Source organism: Acinetobacter sp. YH16031 (assembly GCF_013417335.1).
Lineage (GTDB): Bacteria > Pseudomonadota > Gammaproteobacteria > Pseudomonadales > Moraxellaceae > Acinetobacter.
The window spans coordinates 1-3,528 of record NZ_VPED01000089.1; the positions used below are offsets into that span (position 1 = coordinate 1).

Annotated in this window: 4 protein-coding genes; 3 read left to right on the top strand and 1 reads right to left on the bottom strand. The window is 40.4% G+C overall.

Translation table 11 applies throughout. The annotated features are described in order from the left end of the window. A partial coding sequence (mobQ, locus tag FTV31_RS15965) for a MobQ family relaxase (protein WP_218948748.1) occupies positions 1–1,426 on the bottom strand: 1,426 nt, incomplete at its 3' end. Between the two features lie 194 nt (positions 1,427–1,620). Between mobQ and FTV31_RS15970 the strand changes: the two genes are divergently transcribed. The 3 genes from FTV31_RS15970 to trbL all read left to right on the top strand — a co-directional run. After that, complete coding sequence (locus tag FTV31_RS15970) at positions 1,621–1,896, top strand: hypothetical protein (RefSeq protein ID WP_004919011.1); 276 nt, start codon at positions 1,621–1,623, stop codon at positions 1,894–1,896. 3 nt (positions 1,897–1,899) lie between these two features. After that, the gene (locus tag FTV31_RS15975; protein ID WP_005071978.1) at positions 1,900–2,688 is read left to right on the top strand and encodes an ANT(3'')-II family aminoglycoside nucleotidyltransferase; all 789 of its coding nucleotides are present in this window, start codon (positions 1,900–1,902) and stop codon (positions 2,686–2,688) included. A gap of 21 nt (positions 2,689–2,709) precedes the next feature. Beyond that, positions 2,710–3,528: P-type conjugative transfer protein TrbL (gene trbL / locus FTV31_RS15980; protein WP_257227203.1), on the top strand; the 819-nt coding region annotated here is incomplete at its 3' end.

The following is a 3,528-nucleotide window of genomic DNA, read 5'->3' on the forward strand; positions in this document are numbered from 1 at the left end:
AACGTGGTCTATTCCGCTTTTCGGCTTCAAGCATCTTGTTGGCTTCTTCATGCTTACCTTGTTCACGCAAGGCTTTACGTGCAAAAAATGCCTGTTTTTCTTGTTCTTGTATGGCTTTGGCTTCTTGTTTTCGTTTTTCCTGTTCGGCTAACTTCCGTTGTTGTTCTCGCTCAAGATAATTTCTTGCTCGGTCATATTTAGCTTTTAGGTTTGGATTAGCCTTGTTTACAGTCAGTTTTGCCCGATCTGTATAGCGTTCAGGCTCAAATCGAGGGGAGTTATTCCTCAATTCTCGTTCTTGTTCTTCCAGCTGGTTCAACTGCTTCTGAATTTCAGCATTTGCTGTATCCCATTTTCCGCCAAAAAACAGGGGTCTTTTTCCTAGTTCTTCTTTTTGGTGTTTAATATCGCTTTTAGATAGCTCTATTTGCTCCAAAACAGCGTTTATTTGCTCGATTTCTGTTTTTTGGATAGATGACGCTATGTTTTTCGCTTCTGTGGCTATAGCGTCGTTATATTGCGAAATAACGCTATATGCAATTTTGGTTAATTCTTCAGGGGAACGTTGTTCCTGGTCTTTTTCTTTTTGGCGTTGTTCCTGGTCTAAATTTTCCCTGGTCTGTTCCAAGTCATGAACAAGGCGTTCTGTGGCTAAAATTTCTTGCTCAAGTCCTTTAATTAATTGGCGTTCTGTATTTCTAGCCTTAATCGCATCGTTACTTAAACTGATTTCAGTGTCCTTGCCCTGTCTGCGAAGTTGGGTAATTGTAGAACCCTCATGCTGTGTGGCTTCTAAATCTAAACCTTGCTCTTTGTAGCTGCGGTGATCGACACGCTCATGGCTGCCAACCTGTTCAAGAAATTGATTGCAGAGTTCCGCAAACTGTTGTCTCCAGTGTTCGACTTCTTGTTTGCCGTTGTCGTTAAATTCTCTCGTTTTTTTATCAAGGTCGCCTTGTTGGTTAATGCTGCGTGTAGTGAGCATGATGTGGGCGTGATAGTTGCGGTCATCACTTCCGCCTGCGGTATGTGGGGCATGAATGACTGCATCAACAACGACCTTATGACGTTCTACAATTTTTCCGCATAGCTCATTGAGCATCTTCTCTCGTTGTTCTTGGTTTAATTCACAAGGAAATGCAACTTCAAATTCTCTTGATAATTGAGAGTTTTTTCTAGTTTCAATGGTTTCGACCGTATTCCAAAGCGTTTCCCGATCTAATAATTCTTTTTTGGTGTTTTCAGGCGCATAGATATTTTTAAATTCTATGCCTGTTTTCTTCGTGTAATCCTGCTCTTTTCCATAGCGTTCATCTTTCAATTTTTCCCCTGATCTATATGCAGCACACGCAACAGCACTTCGACCATCTGATCGACTAATATTTTTTACTGAAAAGTGAAAAATAGCCACGATGTAAAGTCCCATTGACAAGTGTTTTTAAAAAAAAATTGAAAATTTTTTTTCGGGGTTAAGGGGTGTCCCCTTACGCACTCCAAACTTTAGTTTGGGAAAGTGCGCCCTTCGGGAAAACCCACAACAATCATATAGCAACTTGAAAGCAATGTTCAAGTGCGCTTATGATTTAGGGGGATTTCCTCTATTTGAAAGGTATGTTAAAGATGAAAATTGAGTCATTGGAACAACAAATTTCTAAGCAACAAGAGCGGTTAAAACAGTTAAAAGCTCAAAAACAAGCTGCTGTAGCTCGTGAACGTTCTAAGCAAAAAGAGTTAGAACGAAAGAATGATACAAGACGTAAGATTTTAATCGGCTCTTGTATGTTAAAAATCGTCGAAAATGACACTGTTGCTCATGAAAAGTTAATGGCTCAACTCGATAAATACTTAACCGAAAATCGAGATAGAGAATTATTTAATCTTCCATTAAAGGAGTGAGTGATGCCTGATTTAATTCAGTTAGAATATCTACAAGAAAAATTACAGCAGCTTTTAGCGGAATCATTATTTGCAATTTATCTTTATGGTTCAGCTGTTGACGGTGGTTTAGGGCCAGAAAGTGATCTTGATGTACTGGTCGTGGTCACTCAACCATTAACTTCTGCTTTACGTGAGCAGCTTGCACAAGAATTACTAAAAATTTCACAGCCTGTTGGGGAATTACAAAGGCCATTAGAAGTTACTATTTTATTAAAAGATGAGATTCAGTCTGGAATTTATCCTTTAAGTTATGAAATGCAATTTGGTGAATGGCTGCGTGAAGAGCTTAAAGAAGGTGGAATATTGAGCTCACAGAAAGACCCAGATATTAGTATATTGCTTAGAAAAGCGAGATCTCATCATACAGTTTTATTTGGGCCAGCTTTAAACCAATGGGCACCTGAAATTTCTGATCAAGAACTATGGCAAGCAATGTCTGACACTTATCCCGAAATTGTAGCGCATTGGGATGAGGATGCAGATGAAAGAAACCAGATTTTAGCTTTATGCCGGATCTATTTTAGTTTAGTGATGAAGGATATTGCTTCAAAAGACAATGCTGCACGATGGGTTATGTCTCAGCTTTCTGATGAGCAGAAATTCGTATTGCAGCGACTTATACAGGAATATAGAGGGGAAATCGGCAAACAAAATTGGCAAGAGGAGCATTATGCTTTGCAGCCTATTGTCAATTTTTTGAGTTCAAAAATTGAAGAGCAGTTTGAGCAGAAAAGAAATCTGATCACATAATAATTTTTTGATTCTGGCTTTATGTCATGGCTTTTGATGAACTCAGCAACGTTCGCTGAAGCGATTGTAAATAGCTTCAGGCAGGCTGCATCTACCGCCAGTGGCTACAGTCTGCTTACACCCTCAGATTTTTTTGTGAACGGCTGGAAGATCGTCCAAGAGATTTTAAACTCGGTAAGTGCTTGGTCGCCTATTGATTCATTGGGGATGCTGATTGCTTCAATCATTATCATGATTGCATTTGCCTTGATTTGTGCGTTCTTGGTTTTGGCGTTGGTTGAAATGTATATCGTGGTGTCAGCTAGTGTCTTAATGATGGGGTTTGCAGGTTCGCAATGGACGAAAGACTATGCCTTGAAAACTATTCAATATGCTGTTTCAGTCGGTGCAAAAATATTTATCTTACAATTGATTGCAGGTCTTGGACTTACTTTTATCCAAGAGTGGGCTACGGGCTTTAATGTTGAAGACAATGTAAGTTTGGTCGGTATGATTGGCTGTAGTGTGGTACTGCTGGCATTAACCAAAATTGTGCCTGATATGCTCCAAGGTGTGATTAACGGTTCATCTATTGGAAGTGGTGCTGCTTTAACTTCTGCCCTACGTGCTGTGGCTGCTGCGACAGCTGGCGCTGCTGCTGGTGCAGCTGGTGCGTCTATGGCTACAAAAGGCGCTGGAGCGTTGGCAAGTGAACAGCTTAAAACGGCTCAAGCAACTGGCACAGGCCCATCGAGTGCAATGGGTAAAGCTGGTTTTATGGCTGGTAATATGGCCATGAATATGAGTTCTGCTTTAAAAAGTGACCTTGGTAGTCGTTTAAGTGGTTCTACGACTGGTGGA